Source organism: Proteus sp. LHD240705, assembly GCF_047921555.1.
Lineage (GTDB): Bacteria > Pseudomonadota > Gammaproteobacteria > Enterobacterales > Enterobacteriaceae > Proteus.
On record NZ_JBLRMI010000003.1, the window covers coordinates 178,178 to 195,555 of the forward strand.

Here is a 17,378-nt window from a genome sequence, read left to right on the forward strand (position 1 = left end):
ATTCTTATTCAATATGGTACAGTATTGAGCTATGTTTTAGCTAAGAAATTTGGGTTAAGTGGATAACAAAGACCAGAATAGGAAAAATCCAGTCTTTGTTACTTCTCATTTTTTGATGAGTTATCGAAATAATTTATTTTTTTGGTTATTCTTGTTGTAGCGTGATATCTGCATGATTAATCACTTCATTTTGTTCATTTTTCAATGAATCAAACAGAATTTGTGCCGCTTTCCCTGGGCTATTAGAATTAAAATAAAGGTTATAACGGATCGCAGGTAAAGCAGGTAAACCTTCTTTTTCGCCTAAAATACGCAAATCATCACCAGAAAGCTCAATCGAACGCGCCATAATCCCTAAACCAGCTCGTACTGCCGCTCTTGCACCAGAAAGTGTGGTTGCAATATAAGCAATTCGCCAACGAATACCTTGCTGATCAAGATGATTTATCATCATATCGCGGTAAGTGCTTGGCTCATCAAGCACCACGAGAGGTAACGGCTCATCAAGATCAAATCTAAAATGTTTTCCGCAATACCATAATGAAGGTGAAACGCGTAATACGATTTTAGGATAACCCACATGCTCTTCAGTAGAGATGGCTAAATCTAGCTCATTGTTTTCTAACATAGACATTAAAAACGGACTACGTTTAACAATAATTTCCATAATTAAGCGAGGATAAGCGCCTGAAAAACGAGCGAGAAGTTCAGGTAAAATCGTGTTTGCGGTGTCATCGGGAGAACCAATTTTTAAAATGCCGTCAATCTCTTCATGCATTAGTGAAAGGCATGCCTCATCGTTAAGGCGTAAAATACGGCGAGCGTAATTAAGCAGTTGTGTACCCGCTTCTGTCAGTGTTTTATTTCGACCTTGGCGAGCAAATAGCTCTTTTCCAAGTAGAGACTCCAGTCGTTGCATCTGTTGGCTAACGGCGGATTGTGTTCGGCAAACGGATTCCGCCGCTGCAGCAAAGGTATTTCCATCGACAACGGCGACAAAGGTTCGAAGTAAATCAAGTTCTAAGTTAAAAATAGGGCGTTTTGCGGAAGTCATTATAGATATCTCTTAACTGGTGTTGTTGTGCTTAATAAAACAAAAGAAAAATATTTTTATAAGACTATTTTGGATGTTACTCATACTATGAAGAGTTGAATGAATAATCCATAACAAAGAGCAATAATTTCGAGAAGTTATCCATTCTTTGATGAAAAAGAGAGTAAATAAAGGTAACTACTGATTTTTATACAGTGTTATGAGACAATGACGCCTTTCTTAAAATCAGTTACAGAGTGGTTATGTCCCTTTCTCAATCCGTTAAAAATCAAATAAGTCAGTGGTATAAAGCCCTACCAGAGCATATTGAAGGGTTTATTCCGCGTGCCCCACAGCGTGAAATGATTGCTGAGGTAGCCAAGACTTTTTCTGATGAAATGGGGCGCCATCTTGTTATTGAAGCCCCTACTGGGGTGGGTAAAACACTCTCTTATCTTATTCCCGGGATTGCAATTAGCCGTGATGAGAAAAAACCATTGATAATCAGTACGGCGAATGTTGCACTGCAAGATCAAATTTATAGCAAAGATCTGCCATTACTTAAAAAAATCATTCCTGATCTTACGTTCACAGGCGCTTTTGGTCGTGGCCGCTATTTATGCCCTCGCAATTTAGATGCGATTTGTGCCACTGAAGGCGAGCAAATTGACTTAATGTTTTTGCTTGAAGATAAAGTGGATGTGGCGACCAGTGCAGAAAGAGAAATTTGCCAAGAGCTCAAAAATGATTTCACTAGTTTCGGCTGGGACGGATTACGCGATCACCATAAACGAGCATTAACCGATAGTTTATGGCGTAAAATCAGTACGGATAAAATGAATTGTTTAGGGCGTAATTGCCAATATTATCATCGTTGTCCTTTTTTTATTGCGCGCCGTGAAATTGATGAAGTCGATGTGGTTATTACCAATCACGCTTTAGTCATGGCAGCAATGGAAAGTGAATCCGTGTTACCTGATGCTAAAAATCTGCTTTTGGTACTTGATGAAGGGCATCATATTCCTGATGTTGCGCGAGATGCACTTGAAGTCGAAGGGGAAATAACCTTAGTTTCCCTTAATAATCAGCTTGATAATATCACTCGTCATGTTAGTCAGTATTTAGCGCAATTTATTCCTGTAAGACCGCCTAAATTGGCTGATCCTATTCGTTTTGATGCTCATATTGCTAAGTTACGTGAAGCCTATCAAGAGGTTGATACATTCACGCGAGCACTATTACCAGAACGTAGTGAACAAGATGAATATCTCTTCCCGTTAGGTGAATTACCTGAACAACTTCTGTTAAGTTGCCAGACCTTATTTAAGCTAACGGATGGTTTAAAAATGCTGGGCGAAGCTATTTTAAACGATTTAACAGAACGGACAGCGAAAGAAGATGTTGTGCGTTTACATCGTGCCATTTTAACTACCAGTAGGATGGTGGGTTATTTAGAAAATATGGCGAAACTTTGGCGCTTAGCCACATTAGAGCAAACTTCAAAAGCACCAGTATCCAAATGGTTAACTCGTCGTTACGATAAAAAACAGTCTCATCTCTATTTTCATTGTGCTGGCATTCGGGTTAGTGAGCAATTGACGCAATTATTATGGAAAAATATTCCTCATGTGGTTATTACGTCTGCAACATTACGTTCATTAAATAGCTATTCTCGTATTCAAGAATTGACGGGATTAAGCGAGCAATTTGATGATCGCTTTATTACGTTGTCTTCGCCTTTTGAGCATCAAAAGCAAGGCAAACTCGTGATCCCCAAAATGCACTATGAGCCAACTATGCACCATGAACGTGAGCATTTAAAAGAGATGGCTCGTTATTTTCGCCAAGAAATGGAAGAGAATAATCATCGAGGGCAATTGGTTTTATTTAGCAGCCAACGTGCAATGGATGGTTTTTTAGAAGAAGTGAAAGATTTGCGTTTATGCTTATTAGTACAAGGGGATCAGCCACGCTATCGATTAGTTGAAACACATTGCAAGCGTATTGATGCGGGTGATAATAGTGTATTAATTGGCTTACAATCTTTTGCTGAAGGTCTAGATTTAAAAGGTAATTACTTAACGCAGGTACATATCCATAAAATTGCCTTTCCTCCAGTGACTGATCCGGTGATTGTAACTGAGGGAGAGTGGTTAAAATCACTCAAACGTTATCCTTTTGAAGTGCAAAGCTTACCCAGTGCATCGTTTAATTTAATTCAGCAAGTTGGGCGCCTTATTCGTAGCCATCACTGTCATGGTGAAATTGTCATTTATGACAGACGTTTATTAACAAAAAACTACGGTTCACGCTTATTAACTGCACTGCCAGTTTTTCCAATTTATCAACCAGATATGCCTAAAGAGAAGTGATTTTATATTATATTATAGAGATTTTACTTTTGTTAGTGATTTATGCTTCTCTAACTTACTTTGATATATTTATTAATGTGTTATTAATAAATATAGGCTATTTACTATAATTTTTTATTCTTAATAAAAGAAAAATTGTTTTTTTTGTTTAAAATAATACAAGTCATCTTATGGTTAAATATATTTAATAATTTCGTTTTATTTTTATTTAAGGTTCCATCTGGTATTATTAACTTGTATTTTTTATGAATCTTATTAATGATTAAAAAATAAAAATATCTTATATTTAAAATTAAATAATTATTTTACATAAATTAATGTAATTATAACAAAATAAACAATTATATTGTAATGCTCTTATTTTTATTAATTTAGAAAAAGTGAATACTTTATTTAGAAATTATCAGCCTGATGTTTTTTTAAATTATTTATTTTATATTAAATAGTATGCGATAATCTTTTTTTATTTAGTTAAGATAAATGCTCAATAAATTTATAAAAAATAACATCCGTTTTAACTATATGATTTGTTTTAATTTTTTGTATTGATTTTCTCGTTTTTTTATAGAGTTATTTTTATTGTTTTATTTCTATTTTGATATGTATCAATAAAATTAAATATATTTAATTAATAAGGTTGTAAGCTGTTTTTTTTTAATTTCTCTTCAGTACAATATATCTCATAAACACCCTATCACTTATTGAATTAAAAAATCTCTCCTGATTTTCTTAAATGAAACGATGATTGCTGATAGGGTGTTTTTTCTCAAATAAACTAGGTTCTTTAAGGTTAATACTTATTTTAAGTATTGATCTTTTTATTAATAAAATCATATAAATATATTTAACAAAAATAAGTTTTAATCCTTTATATATTACTACTTTTAAACGGTAGTTTTATTTATATATTAAAGCAGGAGCATTGTAAAAAATGAAATCTATTCTCCCTACAAAAGAAGAGAGTGACGAGAAATTATTATCTCGACGTTCTTTCTTTTCATTTGCTGGAAAGATGAGTCTTGCGGCAGGGGTAACCGCTGTAACGGCGGGATGTGATGGTAATATTTCTGGAGGTACTGGCTGGGTTCCCGAGCAATACAATGCAAAAGGTACTTTTCCTGTACAAGTCCGAGGCCGAATTCCTATTGATCCTAATAATGTGGCAATTTGTCGTGATGATAAAAAATGCATTTTATGTGGTCAATGTGTTGAGGTGTGTGAAAAAGTACAAACGGTGATGGGAAATTACGATTTACCGTTAATTGATAGCGTTCCTTGTATTGATTGTGGGCAATGTACGCTTTGGTGTCCAACAGGTGCGATAACAGAAGTTGATGATACGGATAAGGTGATTAGGGCGTTATTAGATCCAACACTGCATGTTGTTGTTCAAACTGCGCCCGCTACGCGCGTTGCTTTGGGTGAAGAGTTTGGTATGCAACCGGGTAAGGATATTGAGTTACTGCAAGTTGCTGCACTGAGAAAACTGGGTTTTGATAAAGTTTTTGATACGAACTTTTCTGCTGATCTGACCATTATGGAAGAAGCGACAGAATTACTGCAACGAATTCAAAATAATGGCGTATTACCACAATTTACATCGTGCTCGCCGGGTTGGGTTAAATTCTGTGAAATGTTTTATCCTGAATTAATACCTAATTTATCTTCAGCAAAATCACCCATGACAATGTTGGGAACGATGATAAAAACCTATTATGCCAAAGAGCAAAATATCGATCCTACCAAAATTGTCTCTGTTGCCATTATGCCATGTACCGCTAAAAAATCAGAAGCGGCACGCCCTGAAATGAATGGCGCTAGCGTGTTATGGGAAAAACCTGATCTTCGTGATGTTGATATCGTGCTAACAACAAGAGAGCTCGCCAGATTAATTAAAAGTCACAATATCGATTTAACGTCTCTTCAACCCGCAAATTATGATCGCTTAATGTCTGAATACAGTGGTGCTGGTGCTATTTTCGGCGTGACAGGGGGCGTGATGGAAGCGGCGGTCAGAACCAGTTACTACTTTATTACAGGTGAAAGACCACCAGAGCCTTTATTTAATTTGCAACCTGTACGTGGATTAGAAGGTATTAAAGAAGCCGCTCTGGATATTCCGGGAGTGGGGGAAATTCGCGTGGCAGTTTGCTCTGGTATGGGAAATGCGCGTCCTGTCTTAGAAGCAATTCAAAAAGGGGAAAAACAGTGGCACTTCGTTGAATTTATGGGATGTCCTGGTGGGTGTATTGCGGGAGGAGGACAGCCTCGTTCGGCATTACCGCCTTCTGATGAAATACGTGCTTTACGCATGAAAGCGCTTTATAGCAAAGATGAACGCGCCACAATCCGCTTGAGTTATGAAAACAGTGAAATTCAAAGTATCTATAAACAATTTTTAGGTGAACCTTGTGGTGAACGTGCTCATCAATTGCTTCATACGCATTACCAAGATCGCAGTATTCATTTTAACAAAAAGAAAGCTTAAAGATTGAGGAAACACATTATGTCTAAAGGTGTATTAGTCGATCTTACAAAGTGTATCGGCTGCGGTAGTTGTACAGTTGCATGCAAAATGTACAACGAAAATAAATGGATAGAAGACAGACAACCCACAAGTGGTGAGAATGCCAAACTCGCGGATGAAAACTGGACAGTTATCAAAACAGTCACGGTTGAGAAAGAAGATAAAGCGGTTTGGCGTTATGTTAAAGAGCAATGTTTTCACTGTATTGATCCCGCTTGTGCTTCAGCATGTTTTGCAAAAGCCTTCCAAAAAACACCCGCAGGGCCAGTGGTTTATTATCCTGATCTCTGTGTGGGTTGCCGATATTGCATGGTGGCATGCCCGTTTGATATTCCTAAATATGAGTGGGAAAAGTCACTTCCTTATGTCACTAAATGCATGATGTGCTCATCTCGTGTGGAAGAAGGGCAATCTCCCGCATGTGTTGCAGTATGTCCTACTCAAGCCTTGGTATTTGGTGAGCGACAAACCTTATTAGAAAAAGCCAGAGAAACCATCACGAATAATCCAGAATATGTTCAACATATTTATGGTGAGAAAGAAGTAGGGGGGACTGAATGGCTCTATATTTCTGATGTGCCATTTGAACAGCTTGGCTTTAAAACGGGATTAACGGAAAAACCACTCTCTTCTTATACCTCTGATTTTATGAAATATACGCCGATAGCAGGCGCTACTTGGGCTGTGATTTTGGGTGGTATTGCCATGTTTAATCACAGAAAAGATAAAGTGAGCCGCGATGAGCAATCCCATCAGCATCTAGATCATAACCAGAATAGTACTGATGAAGAAACAAGGAGATCAGAATGAGTGTTATCGATAATTCGACCCACTTTGGTAAGTGGCGTTTTCCTATGACACCAGTGCGCTGGGTGCTTGTTGCTATCAGTTTGATTGCCGTAGGGCTTATCTTATTTCGCTTAGTCACAGGATTGGGATTAGTGACCAATCTTAATGATGAATGGCCTTGGGGGCTTTGGATCTCTTTTGACGTGATGTGCGGTGTGGCGTTAGCTGGGGGCGGGTATGGTACTGCGTTAATTGTTTACGTATTTAAACAAGAACAATTTTCAAGTATTGCTCGAAGTGCAGCATTAACGTCATTAATTGGTTATTTATTGGTGATGGTCGGGCTTTTCCTTGATATCGGGCAGTGGTGGAATTTCTGGCGTCCATTAGTTTCTCAAGGGCATAGCTCAGTACTTTTTGAAGTCTTTATTTGCGTCTCTGTTTATACCAGTGTGCAATTAATTGAATTTGGAGAAGTGGCAACTGAACGAGTTGGACGAAAATACCATAATTTTTTCCGTAAAATATTACCGGTATTGTTAGTCATTGGTATTGCAATTCCATCAATGCATCAATCATCACTTGGGGCGCTTTATTTATTAATGGTCGATAAACTGCATCCATTATGGTGGTCGCCAATTATTTTCTTCCAATTTTTAATTTCGTCGTTTTTTGTTGGCCCTGCAATGATCGCAGTTGAAACTGCATTAGCAGGCCGAGCGTTTAATCACAAAGTGCCAATGTCGGTATTAAGCGGATTAGTTCGAATTTCAGGTTATGCAATGCTGGTTTATTTAGCGTTGAAATTCGGCAGTATTATTGCAGAAGGTAAAGTGCATTACCTTTTCGAAGGCAGCTTTGAATCTTTATTCTTTTGGATTGAAGTTGGTTTTGGCGTTATTGTGCCGTTAATTATCTGCTTCTCACCATTAATAAAACGTCGTGGCTGGCTGGTAACCTTTGGTGCGCTAGTCGCTTCGGGGGTTATTTTAAACCGTTATAACGTTGTGGTGACAGGTATGGTGACATCAACGGGTGTCTCTTATTGGCCATCGCTACCAGAATTAACTATCACTCTTGGTCTAGTTTCAATGGGAGCGCTCGCTTATTTATTTATCTGTGAAAACTTCCGTATTATTGAACATGAAGACGACAAACATTAATTAACTTAATGCCCAATTTAATTGGGCATTTTTTATAAATAAAAACAAGAAAATACTCTTTTTTATTCTTTTATTAATGATAAATAGAACGATAAATATGCCTATTTTAAAAAAATCCTTGTGGTTTATTTCATCCTCTTTGCTTTCGATTACACCAATATTGAGTTATTCCCAAGCGAATGAAAATAAATCAGAACATATTATTGTCAGTGGACAAAAAGAAGGTCATTCGTCAAATCGTATTTATAACATTGAAGCTGAGAAAATAAGCAATATAGCAGGGGGAACTAATTTAATTACGGTTGATCATGAAAATCGCTTATTAACGTTGAATGATGCCTTAAAGGATCAACCCGGTATCGTGATACAAAGTTTATTTGGTGGATTAGATCAACCTCGTTTAAGTATTCGAGGCTCAGGTGTTCAAAGTGCGCCACTTTCTAGAGGGGTATTATTACTCCAAGACGGACTACCTCTTAATGAAGCCGATGGTAGCTTTCACTCAAGTATGATTGATGTACGAGATGCACAATTTATTAGCATTCGCCGCGGTGCAAATAGTACACAATTGCAAAGCAATAACTTAGGGGGAGAGCTTGATTTTATCACCTATACAGGACGAAATAATCAAAATCAATTGCGTTATGAGCAAGGTTCTTTTGGGCGTCAAGGTCTACAAATGGCGTTGGGCGGTTATAGTGATGATCATCCTATTGATGCCAGAATAAGTCTAAGTTATGACCATTATGATGGGTATCGAGAGCACTCTGCTTCTCAACGTAAAACAATGCGCTCAACACTCGGGTATACTTCAGACAACTTTGAAAATAGAACATGGATTAATTGGACTGATCTGCGTTTTGATGTTCCTGGCCCAGCAACCTTACAAATGGTTGAGAATGATCCTAAAGCGGTATTACCTGCAATTAAGAAAAAAGATCCCCATAGAAATGTCGAACAATTACGTATAGCCAATAAATCGACATGGAATAGTGGTGCTCACGATATTCAATTTGGCTGGTGGTATTCACAAACACATGATAATTTCAAAACACCCAGTCATTACCAATTTGTGAATTATTATACTAAAGGCGTTCAATTTAATTATAAATTAGAAACTCAGCATATTAGTTATCGTGCCGCGTTAGCTTGGGATCACTCGATAATGAAAGATGATATCGAGAAAAATCCCAAAGGCTGGCTAGGACGATATGATGGACGAGCTGAAAATATCTATGCGTCTTTAGGCGCAGGAATACATATTAGTAACAGTGTGTTGTTTAATCTGGATATAAAAGGAACTCATGCGAAAAGAGATGTATTTTCGAGCCATAATTCTCTTGAACAGTCCTTTAATTTCTTAACACCTAAAGTTGGGCTGATTTGGTATCCTAATTACAATGCACGCTTATTTGCTAATGTCAGTATGAGCCAAGAGCCGGCTTCCTTTAATGATATTATTAATCCTAAAGCGCCGTTAAATAAGGTCAATCTGTTAAAACTTTCACCTCAAAAAGCAACCAGTTTTGAAATTGGTAGTGATATTGAATTAACAGATAATATCAGTTTAAGTACGGTGCTTTATCGCAGTTTTATTAAAGATGAATATATTACATCCCACGATCAAAATGGGAATATTGTTGATATTTATAATTATCCTGCAAAAACTCGCCATCAAGGTGTTGAATTCAGTATCAATGCGATTCAACCGCTTCGTGTTGGTGATTTTCTCTATCGCGCAACATGGACGTATAATGATTTTCGCTTTATGGGCGGGGAATATAATCGAAAATATATTGCAGGTATTCCTAGAAACCTTATTTCGGGTGAAATTAACTATCAATTAAATGGATTGAGATTTGGTCCTACACTGTATTGGTCACCCACAAATGTTGCTGTTGATCATGGTAACCATCTTAATATTCAAAAGAGTAAACCCTATGCATTATTAGGATTTAATGCACATTATCAATATGATAATCAGTGGTCTACTTATTTGAATTTAGACAATATTACGAATAAACGCTATGCAGCAAGCACTTTGGCCAATCCAACAGTGAAAAAGAATGATGCCTTACTTTTCCCTGGGAATGGTTTTAGTGTTAATGCGGGTGTGGTGTATACATTTTAATTCAATCAGAAAATAGACAAAGGCTGCCTTACATGGCAGCCTTTTTTATATTAATCATGTCTCTTTACACGTAGATTAATTTTCAATATTGGCTTCAATAAACCATAGGAATTTATCAAGATCACGCGATGCAGCAGTAAACATATCGGCGGTATCTTCGTCTTCAACTTCGTCAATGGCTTTACGAATATCATTAGCAACAACAGCATAACGATCAGCCAGTGCTTTTAGGTGATCTTGCACATCATGAATATCCAGTGGATAAGCTTTCAGTGGTGTTTTTTTACCGACAACTTGCGCGGTGCCTAATACTGTGCCACCTAACTGAACAATACGCTCTGCGAACTCATCAGTGTGCTGATTAATGGTATCGCGGAAGCCATCAACCATCTCATGAACAGAAATAAAGTTTCTGCCACGCATATTCCAGTGCGCTTGTTTTGTGATGAGAGATAGGTCGATAAACTGCGTCACCATCTGTTGCAATAATTCAATAGCGTGCAGTTTTACGCTGTCATCGAGGTTATTACGGGTATAAAGCAGAGTTGAAGGTGTGGATTTGACTAATTTAGCAGTACTCATAATCGTTCTCCCTAAATAATTAATAACTCAATATCTTAATTTCTGTTAATGATGATAGTGAATTATTAATGGTTAGTCTTATCGATTGATACTATTAAATTGATAGGTCATCTATTAAAAAAATCTAATCTATCGAAATAGTCTATTTAGGGTAAGACAATGAGCGCAAAATAGCAATGATAGGTCAGTAAAGTTATTATTGAATAAGAAAAAAGGATCATAAGATCCTTTTTAAATAAATATTTATTTCTTATAAGAAAATACGGTTAAGTAATTATTTAACCTCTTCAATTTTGGTTTTATTTTTCATGGTTGCTGTTGAACCTATAGAGGCTAATACAATAAAGGCAAGGGCAATCCATTGAATTAGTGTCAAATGTTCGTGTAAGAAAATAATACCAATAAAGGCACCCATACAAGGCTCTAAGCTCATTAGAGTACCGAACGTTTTAGCGGGTAAACGTGTAAGCGCAATCATTTCTAAGGTGTAAGGAAATGCAGTTGATAAAATTGCAATGGCTAATGCAACTGGTAAAATTGACCAGCTAAACATAATGTCAGGGCTACTTTGTAACATACCAATAGGAACGAAAATAAAGGCAGCCACTAATGAGCCAATTGAAACTGTTGCCGCACCGTAGCCTTTACCTGCACGTTGTCCGAATACAATATATAGCGCCCAACCTACACCAGCACCCAGTGCATAAAGAATACCTAGAGGATCTAATCCATGAATATTATCGCCAATAGGTAGCAATAATCCTAAGCCTGCAATGACTAAAATTATCCATAAAAAGTCGATGGCTCTGCGTGATGAAAACATAGCAACAGCTAAAGGGCCTGTAAATTCAAGGGCAACAGCAATTCCTAAAGGAATAGTTTCAAGAGCAAGGTAGAAAAGGTAATTCATTGCTCCTAAAGATAAACCATATAGAAACAGTGGCATAATTGATTTTCGAGTAAATTTGAGTCGCCACGGTTTAAAAATAAAAAAGAGGATCAAAGTACCCAATAATAGACGTAACGCCGTTACAGCTGGGGCACCAATAACAGGAAATAGGCTTTTAGCAAGGGATGCGCCGCTTTGAATTGAAAGCATGGAGAGAAGCAAAAGAAGCACAGGGTAAAACACCTGTAATTTAGCTGAGTGTCTGGCTGACAACATCCTATAAAACCTCGTCAATAATCAATCGTTATGTGTTCTCTGTTAGCAGATAACAAAGGATCGCATAATATAAAATAAAATCACCGACTTTAATATAGCTATTCATTAATAAATATTTTTTATTTTAATTTAGTTGAGTGCGATTAGCTAAAATATAACTTAATTTATTTTTAATAAAATAAAAAATGACGTCTCATAAATATAAGCATTAATAATGATTAAATATATATGTGAAATAAAAAGCGTAAAAACACTTTTTTTAACCTTTTTTATTAAAAATACCTTCAGTATAATTCCAAGCTCGATTTAACTAGCTAAAAGAGAATAAAGAAATGAGTAAAATAAAATCTATCGCAGTGTATTGTGGTTCTAGTTTAGGCGCTTCACCTATTTATAAAGAACAAGCAATTATTTTTGCCAAAGAGCTAGTTAAACGTAATATTACCTTAGTTTATGGTGGTGCCAGTGTCGGTATTATGGGCACTCTCGCTGATACTGTATTAGCTGAAGGCGGAAAGGTGATAGGGGTTATTCCTACACTATTAGAAGGGCGTGAAATATCGCATAAAAATCTGACCGAACTGCATGTTGTTGAAACAATGCATCAACGTAAAAATAAAATGATAGAACTGGCTGGTGGTTTTGTCGCTTTACCTGGTGGTTTCGGTACATTAGAGGAGTTTAGTGAAGTCTTTACATGGAGCCAAATTGGTTTGCACCAAAAACCATTGGGCATACTTAATATTAATCAATTTTACGATCCGCTTTTGATGATGATTGATAAAATGGCGGATGAACAATTCCTACATGAAAAATATCGCCATATGGCGATTGTGGAACAATGCCCTATTCAATTATTAGATAAATTTGAAACATATATTGCACCTCCAGTAAAAACCTATAACAAATAAAGGTAAAAAATGGTAATCATAAGAAAAGCAATATTGTCTGATGTAGAAGAAATTAATACTCTTTATATCCATTTATTTGATGAAATGGCAACATTACAGCCAGAAAGATTAAAGCCGGGTAAGCAAGATGAAGCATTTATTATTAATGGAATAAAAAATAATAAGTTTCATCTTTTGGTTGCAGATTTAGATGGCAAAGTGGTTGGATTTAGCATAGCGCAAATTCAAGAAACACCTATGTTTAACTGCTTGGTTCAACGTAAATATGCTTATATTTACGATATCGTTACTGATCCTACGGTACGTAGCCAAGGCGTAGGCCGTTTATTGTTGACCGCAATGAAAGAGTGGGCAAAATCAGAAAAAATGACGCATCTCGAATTGTCTGTATTAGCTGAAAATGGTGCCGCTAAACGTTTTTATGAGCGAGAAGGATTAAAAGAAGTCAGCACAATGATGGGAATTGCTTTATAATTTTATTAAATCTATCTTATTTTTCATAAGATTAAGTGCGATGATAAAAATAAACCCGCTTTTTAAGCGGGTTTATTAATTATATTATTCAGCTAAATTGTGGGTTTCCCCGCAATGATCGTACACAATACCCTGACATTTTCAACATCTTCTGCCGATATTTCAAACAGGTTTCTATCTAATACGATTAAATCGGCAAATTTTCCGACTTCTAATGATCCAATTTGTTTATCCATATCTAATGCTTGAGCGGCATTAATGGTAGCAGCACGTAGGACTTCAATTAACGTAAGGTTACGATCATTATCAAGGCGTGGGCTTGCTGCATCTTTTTGGCGAGTCATCGCAACTTTAAAATCGTACCATTCATTAAGTGGGTCAATTGGCCAATCGCTACCAAAAGCAACAGTAACGCCAGCATCAATAAACTTGCCAGCAGTCTCTAAATAGTCACAGCGAGATTTACCTAGCATTTCAATATCTTTTTCGATATTGCTCTGTTCTGCTGCTGCCCATTGGAAGGAGAGGAAAGGGAAGGCTTTTAGTTGTGTAAAACGGGCATAATCTTTTTCACACATCAATTCATTATGTGCAAGCCCCGGTCTTATGTCTTTTTCAGGTAAGGCTTTGCGCATTGCACTAATAGCATCAAGTGCCGTACTAATTGCACCTTCAGCAACAGTATGAATATGAGGGTGATAACCCGCACGGGCAATTTCTGTGACTAACGGTGTTAAAATTTCAGGTGAGAAATAGAGATCGCCAATATGTTCAGAGTCTTGCCAGTGTGGCGTATCATCAGTGCCAACGTTAATACGATAAGGTGAGTGCAAGCGCGCTGTCATAATCGGCGCTTGTAATACACCATCAAGGAAAAGTTTGATATGGCGGATCGCAACACTGGGTTGAGCACCTTCGCTGATTTGATGCCATTGCGAAAAGCGAGTGACAGCATGGCATACAGCGTTTGGAATATCCTCAATACAAGGTACATCATCTGGCGTGATTTCAACGGCATTCTCTATGCGCAGGGTTAATTCACCTGCTTGTCTTAACGTGTTGAAGGCGCGTAATTGAGGCTCACCCACACGAGCATCCATAATCGTGGTTACGCCTTGTTCATTTAATAATTTTTGAACATGGCGAGCTATTTGTAAATTTTGATCTTCAGTTAATGGAGGCAAGCTATCAATGGCTTGCATTGCTGGCGCATCTTCAAGAATACCAATCGGTGTTCTATCACCATCACGTTCAATATTTCCATCAGGTGGATCGGGCGTTTCAGTGGTGATATTTAACAGTTCTAAAGCGCGAGAATTAGCAAGAACACTATGACAATCGCTAGAAAAGAGCAAAATAGGGCGAGTCGTATTTAAGGTATCAAGGTGATAACGTGTCATTTGCACACCTTCAGGTTGCATACCTTCACGATACCATGCGGAAACTTTTAACCATTCGGTATCACTATCAATAAAGTTTTCATCAAGGTATTTCTGAATACGTAATAAAATGTCATCGATAGAGAGTGATTGATAATCAAGATGGCAACCCGCTAGTGTTGCGCCTCCCCAGAATGGGTGCATATGTGCATCAATAATGCCCGGCATGACCATTCTTCCCTGTAAATCAATCTGCTCAGTATTTTCATTACAGTAAGAAAGTAACCCCTCTTTTTTACCTGAAGCAATAATCACACCTTGGCTGATCGCGATAGCATCAACAATAGTGTCATTATGATCAGCGGTATAAATAAGTCCGTTGTAATAGAGAGTGTCTGCAATTTGAAATGTCATTCTTCTACCTTGTATTGCTTTTTTAGCACGTAGAATGCGTGCTTAAATGATTATTTTGTTTATAGGGCATCCTGTTGCGTTTTGACGCGGGCGGTCATAGTAGAATTAAATCAGAGTGAATACTACAAGCTTGTTACATCGACTTAATGATGAATATGAATACAACTTAGAGATTGAGTGAAATAAGGTAAGCTTAAAGAATATAGACTTACCTTATTCAAGCATCAGCGTGGTTAATTGTCTGGTAAATTGGTTGAGCACACTTCGCAATGTGGATTTTTAGGTAATTTGAATTCACGAAATTGCATTCGCATTGCGTCAAACATCAACACCTTGCCATGTAAATGTTCACCATACCCTGTAAGCAGTTTGATAGCTTCAACGGCTTGTAAAGTACCAATAGTGCCTACAACAGGCGCCATTACGCCAGCTTCAACACAACTTAAAGCGTTATCACCAAAAAGATGACTTAAACAGCGATAGCAAGGCTCATCATCTCGATAGGTGAATACGCTGATTTGACCTTCCATCCGAATAGCCGCACCAGAAACGAGCGGTTTTTTCTGATGAAAACAGAGGCGATTAAGTTGCTCACGCACTGTCACATTATCAGTGCAATCCATAACAAGGTTATGGTGGCTAATAAGCTCCGCTAAAGCTTCATCTTCAAGTAATGCATCAACGGTTTCTATTGTGACATGAGGATTAATTGCTTCTAATGTTGCTTTCGCAGATAGTACTTTGGGTTGACCAATCGTGGCGTCGCGATGAAGAATTTGTCGCTGAAGATTAGAAAGGGAAACCGTATCAAAATCTAATAAAGTGAGTTTTCCTACACCTGCTGCTGTAAGATATTGTGAGGCACTACATCCTAAGCCACCTGCACCAACTATCAGTACAGAGGCACTTTTCAGCGCCTCTTGACCATCAAAATCAAAGCCCCTTAATACAATCTGGCGATTGTAACGTAGTGTTTCTTCATCCGTTAATTCAATACTCATAAAGGCTATTCGCTTTTTAATAGAGAATTAAATAGCTCGATAGTAACAGTTTCGCCAGCTGCAACTTTACCGCGTTCACGCTCTAAAACGATAAAGCAATTAGCGGCACTAAAAGAGCTATAAACATGGGAACCTTGATGCCCAGATGTTTCGACTTGCCATACGCCCTCGGCATTAATACTGGCAATACCACGTTGGAAATCAAGACGACCCGCTGATTTTTTCAATGGAGATTGTGCAATAGCTTGGAAACGTTGCGGTGCTTTCCAATGGCTAAAACCAGATAGGCGTGCAATTAACGGTTGAACCAATTGATAGAATGTCACTGTGGCTGACACGGGATTACCCGGTAAACCGCAGAACCATGCATTGTGTAAGCGACCGAAAGCAAAAGGTTTTCCCGGTTTAATGGCTAATTTCCAAAAACCAATTTCGCCAATTTCATCAAGAATTTGTTTCGTATAATCGGCTTCGCCTACAGAAACACCGCCACTGCTGATGACTAAATCTGCTTCTTGATCAGCCTTTTTAAAGGTTTCACGCAGTTTTTCTGGTGAATCAGGAATAACGCCTAAATCTAAAACTTCACATCCTAGTTTTTCAAGCATTAAACGTACCGCAAAGCGGTTGGTATCATAAATTTGTCCCGCTTTTAATGGCTGACCGATAGTTTGTAATTCATCACCCGTTGAGAAAACAGCGACTTTTAAACGACGATAAACTTGTACTGTTGCTACACCTAAAGAGGCAATTAAAGGTAATTGCGCTGTTGAAAGCTTCGTGCCAGCAGGTAATACAATATCGTTTTCTTTAATATCTTCACCAATACGGCGAATATTCTGGCCTTTTTTAGCAGGCTGTGAAAAACGGACACCATGTTCGGTCACTTCGGCTTCTTCTTGCATAATAACAGTATCAACACCAGCAGGAACCATAGCTCCTGTCATAATGCGTACACATTGCCCAGCTGGGAGTTCTCCCTCAAAAGGAATACCCGCGAACGATTTACCAGCAACAGGAAGTGGAGTTTGAGCTTCTAAGTCAGCGTAACGAAGTCCATAACCATCCATTGCCGAATTATCAAACGGTGGCACATTCAGTGGAGAGGTAATATCTTCACTTAGAATATAATCTGCGGCGTTATTTAATGGAATGTTAAGGGTATTGGTAATTGCCAGCGGTTTTTCAAGTAGTTTTTCTAGCGCTTCATCAAGAGATAATAAACCGCTAACGTGACATTGACTCATCATATACTCCAAGATCTATCGAAATGTTCTGTTTTATTTCATGATACTAATCTATCACGATGAACATCATCATGTCAGAGATCATCTTGTGAATAGAAAGAAATGAAACTTTTTATTGCAAAAATGTTAACTGATTGGAGTTAATATGTTGCTTGTTCTGTTATTAATGAGTAGCACATTTAAAATGATA

Annotated in this window: 13 protein-coding genes; 7 read left to right on the plus strand and 6 right to left on the minus strand. The window is 37.5% G+C overall.

Annotated features, from left to right (window positions below; translation table 11 throughout):
• Positions 1-145: 145 nt before the first annotated feature.
• On the minus strand, positions 146-1,054 hold the full coding sequence (locus ACNART_RS06920) for a LysR family transcriptional regulator (RefSeq protein WP_109373451.1): 909 nt from the start codon (positions 1,052-1,054) through the stop codon (positions 146-148).
• Positions 1,055-1,296: 242 nt separating this feature from the next.
• On the opposite strand from ACNART_RS06920, the gene dinG reads away from it, so the two are divergent.
• From dinG to ACNART_RS06945, 5 genes are all read left to right on the plus strand, one after another.
• Positions 1,297-3,405 (plus strand): ATP-dependent DNA helicase DinG, encoded by a 2,109-nt coding sequence (gene dinG, locus ACNART_RS06925; protein ID WP_198630451.1) that lies wholly within the window; start codon positions 1,297-1,299, stop codon positions 3,403-3,405.
• Positions 3,406-4,336: 931 nt separating this feature from the next.
• On the plus strand, positions 4,337-5,893 hold the full coding sequence (locus tag ACNART_RS06930; RefSeq protein WP_109373453.1) for a [FeFe] hydrogenase, group A: 1,557 nt from the start codon (positions 4,337-4,339) through the stop codon (positions 5,891-5,893).
• Positions 5,894-5,911: 18 nt separating this feature from the next.
• Positions 5,912-6,742 carry a 4Fe-4S dicluster domain-containing protein gene (locus tag ACNART_RS06935; protein ID WP_198620457.1) on the plus strand — a complete coding sequence of 277 codons (831 nt, stop codon included), beginning with the start codon at positions 5,912-5,914 and terminating at the stop codon, positions 6,740-6,742.
• Positions 6,739-7,884, plus strand: a complete 1,146-nt coding sequence (nrfD, locus tag ACNART_RS06940) for an NrfD/PsrC family molybdoenzyme membrane anchor subunit (RefSeq protein WP_109373455.1) — start codon at positions 6,739-6,741, stop codon at positions 7,882-7,884. Before ACNART_RS06935 ends, nrfD begins: the two co-directional genes overlap by 4 nt.
• Positions 7,885-7,981: 97 nt before the next feature.
• Positions 7,982-10,015, plus strand: a complete 2,034-nt coding sequence (locus tag ACNART_RS06945; RefSeq protein ID WP_368927147.1) for a TonB-dependent receptor domain-containing protein — start codon at positions 7,982-7,984, stop codon at positions 10,013-10,015.
• A 75-nt stretch (positions 10,016-10,090) separates the two neighbouring features.
• Here ACNART_RS06945 and dps read toward each other — a convergent pair whose 3' ends face one another.
• Positions 10,091-10,597, minus strand: a complete 507-nt coding sequence (dps, locus tag ACNART_RS06950) for a DNA starvation/stationary phase protection protein Dps (RefSeq protein WP_100159508.1) — start codon at positions 10,595-10,597, stop codon at positions 10,091-10,093.
• A gap of 274 nt (positions 10,598-10,871) precedes the next feature.
• Positions 10,872-11,762, minus strand: a complete 891-nt coding sequence (gene rhtA / locus ACNART_RS06955; RefSeq protein WP_100159509.1) for a threonine/homoserine exporter RhtA — start codon at positions 11,760-11,762, stop codon at positions 10,872-10,874.
• 332 nt (positions 11,763-12,094) lie between these two features.
• On the opposite strand from rhtA, the gene ACNART_RS06960 reads away from it, so the two are divergent.
• A complete protein-coding gene (locus ACNART_RS06960; protein WP_196573867.1) occupies positions 12,095-12,673 on the plus strand; it encodes a TIGR00730 family Rossman fold protein in 579 nt (192 codons plus the stop codon).
• Between the two features lie 9 nt (positions 12,674-12,682).
• On the plus strand, positions 12,683-13,147 hold the full coding sequence (locus ACNART_RS06965) for a GNAT family N-acetyltransferase (protein ID WP_198620459.1): 465 nt from the start codon (positions 12,683-12,685) through the stop codon (positions 13,145-13,147).
• Between the two features lie 92 nt (positions 13,148-13,239).
• Here the strand turns inward: ACNART_RS06965 and ACNART_RS06970 are convergent, their stop codons facing one another.
• The 3 genes from ACNART_RS06970 to moeA form a co-directional block, all read right to left on the minus strand.
• Entirely contained in the window at positions 13,240-14,940 is a 1,701-nt protein-coding gene (locus tag ACNART_RS06970) for an amidohydrolase (RefSeq protein WP_368927143.1), read from the minus strand.
• Between the two features lie 233 nt (positions 14,941-15,173).
• Positions 15,174-15,941 carry a molybdopterin-synthase adenylyltransferase MoeB gene (gene moeB / locus ACNART_RS06975; RefSeq protein WP_198620461.1) on the minus strand — a complete coding sequence of 256 codons (768 nt, stop codon included), beginning with the start codon at positions 15,939-15,941 and terminating at the stop codon, positions 15,174-15,176.
• A 5-nt stretch (positions 15,942-15,946) separates the two neighbouring features.
• On the minus strand, positions 15,947-17,188 hold the full coding sequence (moeA, locus tag ACNART_RS06980; RefSeq protein ID WP_196533001.1) for a molybdopterin molybdotransferase MoeA: 1,242 nt from the start codon (positions 17,186-17,188) through the stop codon (positions 15,947-15,949).
• Positions 17,189-17,378: the final 190 nt, after the last annotated feature.

Excerpts from the sequence above, each read along its gene's own strand:
- ACNART_RS06920 (WP_109373451.1), bottom strand. The coding sequence starts at position 1,054 with ATGACTTCCGCAAAACGCCCTATTTTTAACTTAGAACTTGATTTACTT.
- dinG (WP_198630451.1), top strand. The coding sequence starts at position 1,297 with ATGTCCCTTTCTCAATCCGTTAAAAATCAAATAAGTCAGTGGTATAAA.
- ACNART_RS06930 (WP_109373453.1), top strand. The coding sequence starts at position 4,337 with ATGAAATCTATTCTCCCTACAAAAGAAGAGAGTGACGAGAAATTATTA.
- ACNART_RS06935 (WP_198620457.1), top strand. The coding sequence starts at position 5,912 with ATGTCTAAAGGTGTATTAGTCGATCTTACAAAGTGTATCGGCTGCGGT.
- nrfD (WP_109373455.1), top strand. The coding sequence starts at position 6,739 with ATGAGTGTTATCGATAATTCGACCCACTTTGGTAAGTGGCGTTTTCCT.
- ACNART_RS06945 (WP_368927147.1), top strand. The coding sequence starts at position 7,982 with ATGCCTATTTTAAAAAAATCCTTGTGGTTTATTTCATCCTCTTTGCTT.
- dps (WP_100159508.1), bottom strand. The coding sequence starts at position 10,597 with ATGAGTACTGCTAAATTAGTCAAATCCACACCTTCAACTCTGCTTTAT.
- rhtA (WP_100159509.1), bottom strand. The coding sequence starts at position 11,762 with ATGTTGTCAGCCAGACACTCAGCTAAATTACAGGTGTTTTACCCTGTG.
- ACNART_RS06960 (WP_196573867.1), top strand. The coding sequence starts at position 12,095 with ATGAGTAAAATAAAATCTATCGCAGTGTATTGTGGTTCTAGTTTAGGC.
- ACNART_RS06965 (WP_198620459.1), top strand. The coding sequence starts at position 12,683 with ATGGTAATCATAAGAAAAGCAATATTGTCTGATGTAGAAGAAATTAAT.
- ACNART_RS06970 (WP_368927143.1), bottom strand. The coding sequence starts at position 14,940 with ATGACATTTCAAATTGCAGACACTCTCTATTACAACGGACTTATTTAT.
- moeB (WP_198620461.1), bottom strand. The coding sequence starts at position 15,941 with ATGAGTATTGAATTAACGGATGAAGAAACACTACGTTACAATCGCCAG.
- moeA (WP_196533001.1), bottom strand. The coding sequence starts at position 17,188 with ATGAGTCAATGTCACGTTAGCGGTTTATTATCTCTTGATGAAGCGCTA.